Genomic DNA, 2622 nt, shown 5'->3' with positions numbered 1-2622 from the left:
CGAGAAACATCCGCACAGCGCGTTCGCGGACTTCAGGTGAAAACTTGTTCGTCGTTTTGTTCATAGTAGCTCCATCTTCTCAGAAGTTGGAGCCTCCGGCAAAGCCGGGGCGGTTCAAATACCGGATTGGGCCAAGGTCCTTAACATTGATGTTGGAGTACTTTTGTCTTTCTACTTGGAAGGTCATATGGGACGTCGGCCAGATCTGGATGAGGTGATGAGCGACTTGGACGAGAGAATTGTACGAGAGCCGGAACTCGCTATCGTTCGCGCTCTTCGTCGCATCGATAAAATATCAGATGGCCTTTCCGACGAAACCGTTAACGCCATCGCCGCCGTGATCAGCAACACGGCCGCGCGCGAAGCTGCAAATACGGTTGTCAAAAAAACTTAGGCAGCGCCGTTGATCTGCCCCCCGTTGCTCCATCAGTCATAACGAGAGTCTGGCGGAGTAATCTTCGTGTGTTTGTTGTTGGGCAAGCGCGCCGTGCGCGGATTTATTCCACAGCTCAAGCGCTCTGTGGCGATCTTCTGCATTTCCTGACGAATATCCGGATAATCCGGTGGCGCGTCGCGGCGGACGGTTTTGGTATCGACACCGACTAGCCACCATCATGGCGCTGCGAGATATCATGATCCCGCAGCGCCATGATGGTGGCGATGATCAAGCCGACGGCTACGCCATTGGCGATGGTTTCGACCTTGTCAGTATGAACCAGAAATAAGCGGTGCGCTGGCCCTCGACGGCGGCTATGAGTAAGCCGATGCAGAGGATCAAAGTGCCAAGTATCAACGCCAATTTCTTCTGTTTCACCGTCACGCCTGTCGAACCTCGATGCCCAGGTGCCCCGCGCAACGAGGACGCTCGAAAGTGCACAAGGTATCAATGCCGAAGGCACGCGCTTCGCCCGTTCATAGTGGCGTCATCGTGATCTTTACGCGAAGAGCCGACACCTTGCCTTCGGCCACAGCCCACCCAAACGGAAAGGTGCACGTGATCGATGAGGTCTTGGACACCAAGGTATACTTTCCCGGGGGTAACTGCCGGATAATCGTCGCACCGTCCAAGCTATGCCCGGCGTCGTCGGCCATTGTGTTCGGAAGGTCCGCGTTGGTTTCGCGTATCTCCACTGTTTCGGTCCCGCGCACAATCAATATCCGGCTATAGCTATGGGCAAACGACATGATCGCATGTGCCTCTGACGACAAGTTCGCGCGCATCTCTACACGCGCTTGAAATCCGGCAGGCACCTCCAGTTCGTGCGTCATGCGCGCCGATGTTGAACATCGCTCGGTCTCACTGATCAAATAGCCCCCGGACCGCTCCGATCGACCCTGCCCCGGTGCGCAATCGGTGGACTGCTCAAACTGGAAGTCGGCGCTGACCAATTCCCTGACGGTCCCTCCGACCGGTGTCGGCGGGGGCGTCTGCGCTGCAGACGATTCGGATGCCCGACGACGCAGCACCTGCACCCCGTTGATCGAGGTCACACTCACGCTTGGATCGATGCCTTCAAACTCTTTGACTGAGCTGTTCAGATCGAAGCCGCCCTTTGCCAGAACGCGTTGTATGTCCCTCTCGTGTGCCGCGCGAAACGCTTTGGCCAAGGCGAGCCGTTTTGCCGGGTCCTTTTCATTAAGTATTGGCCTCAGGTCTTTCTCGATCGCAGCCTTCAATATCGGATCGCTGTCCAGTGCCTTTGCCATGCGGGCGTTGAGCCGTACATTAGTGTCAATTATTTTTTGATCGATCACACTTTCACTGCCGAGCTTCGCGTTCTTTGACGGGAGGACAAACCGCTCCTGAGCGGCTGACATGTTTGCGAACGCCAGCAGGGTAACGGTGAGGCGTAGCATCGACGCGAACGTGCGGGTCATGGTTAAAGTCCTTCGACAAGGGATGAGATCGGACGGCTCAGCGCTTAGCTCACAGCGACAATCGCGCCACCGCTATTGCCCCTAAAATCTGCCAATTCCCCGGCAATCGCCATGTCGCAAATTGTTGCAGAGCGTGGATTATTGGCGCACGTGACCGTCGCAGCTATTCCACACGGCGTCCCCGGATTCTGCTGACGCGCCAGCCGACGATGCGGCGCGCAAAGGTGTCAATTACGAAAGCCACGTAGACGAAGCCTTGCCATGTGGCCACGTAGGTAAAGCCTGACATCCAAAGACAGTTCGGGGCCAGCGCGCGAAGCTGCAAATTCGGTTGTCAAAAAAACTTAGGCACCGCCGTCAGTAACAACGATGGACCGACCGTCAAATTGCAACTTAATTTGACAATCTCATTTAGCCCGAGGTTTAAACCCGGTCCTTATCAAAATAAGAAACGTTCGTTAGGTGTTTCCATCGAAGTTATATCTGAATACCCACGACTTGGAAGTTGCCGACTTGACCAAGAGGTACAGTCCGCCACCGTCGCTATAGCGGCCTGGTTCTTTTACACTCTCGACAAATCTTGCCTTCAGCCTGTTAAGCGTATGTGCCGCCATGGATCATCTCCGCCTAGGTTTAAAACCTAATCATCCTATTGATTTAAGGTGCAAACATTGATTCTCTTCGTTTATTCGAGGAGATAAGCTATGGCTCATGAGTTCTGGCTTAGTGACGCGCAATGGTCGG

The 2622-nt window shown here is 54.7% G+C and carries 3 protein-coding genes and 2 pseudogenes; 1 reads left to right on the top strand and 4 read right to left on the bottom strand.

Annotated elements, in window-relative coordinates:
- Window positions 1-217: 217 nt before the first annotated feature.
- Window positions 218-394, top strand: a complete 177-nt coding sequence (locus PQU92_RS18730; protein WP_272749816.1) for a hypothetical protein — start codon at window positions 218-220, stop codon at window positions 392-394.
- Between the two features lie 107 nt (window positions 395-501).
- Here PQU92_RS18730 and PQU92_RS18725 read toward each other — a convergent pair.
- The 4 genes and pseudogenes from PQU92_RS18725 to PQU92_RS18960 all read right to left on the bottom strand — a co-directional run.
- Window positions 502-659, bottom strand: a pseudogene (locus PQU92_RS18725) (IS3 family transposase); the annotation flags it as partial.
- A 253-nt stretch (window positions 660-912) separates the two neighbouring features.
- Window positions 913-1878, bottom strand: coding sequence for a hypothetical protein (locus PQU92_RS18720; RefSeq protein WP_272749815.1), 966 nt, complete (start codon window positions 1876-1878; stop codon window positions 913-915).
- A gap of 187 nt (window positions 1879-2065) precedes the next feature.
- Window positions 2066-2194, bottom strand: a pseudogene (locus PQU92_RS18715) (DDE-type integrase/transposase/recombinase); the annotation flags it as partial.
- Between the two features lie 142 nt (window positions 2195-2336).
- Window positions 2337-2492 carry an Arm DNA-binding domain-containing protein gene (locus PQU92_RS18960; protein ID WP_368407124.1) on the bottom strand — a complete coding sequence of 52 codons (156 nt, stop codon included), beginning with the start codon at window positions 2490-2492 and terminating at the stop codon, window positions 2337-2339.
- Window positions 2493-2622 lie beyond the last annotated feature (130 nt).

Origin of the sequence: Asticcacaulis aquaticus, from assembly GCF_028550415.1 — a bacterium.
Classification (GTDB): Bacteria; Pseudomonadota; Alphaproteobacteria; order Caulobacterales; family Caulobacteraceae; genus Asticcacaulis; species Asticcacaulis aquaticus.
Note: the sequence above shows the minus strand (reverse complement) of the source record. Positions and strands in the feature narration are given on the sequence as shown.

Excerpts from the sequence above, each read along its gene's own strand:
- PQU92_RS18730 (WP_272749816.1), top strand. The coding sequence starts at position 218 with ATGAGCGACTTGGACGAGAGAATTGTACGAGAGCCGGAACTCGCTATC.
- PQU92_RS18720 (WP_272749815.1), bottom strand. The coding sequence starts at position 1,878 with ATGACCCGCACGTTCGCGTCGATGCTACGCCTCACCGTTACCCTGCTG.
- PQU92_RS18960 (WP_368407124.1), bottom strand. The coding sequence starts at position 2,492 with ATGGCGGCACATACGCTTAACAGGCTGAAGGCAAGATTTGTCGAGAGT.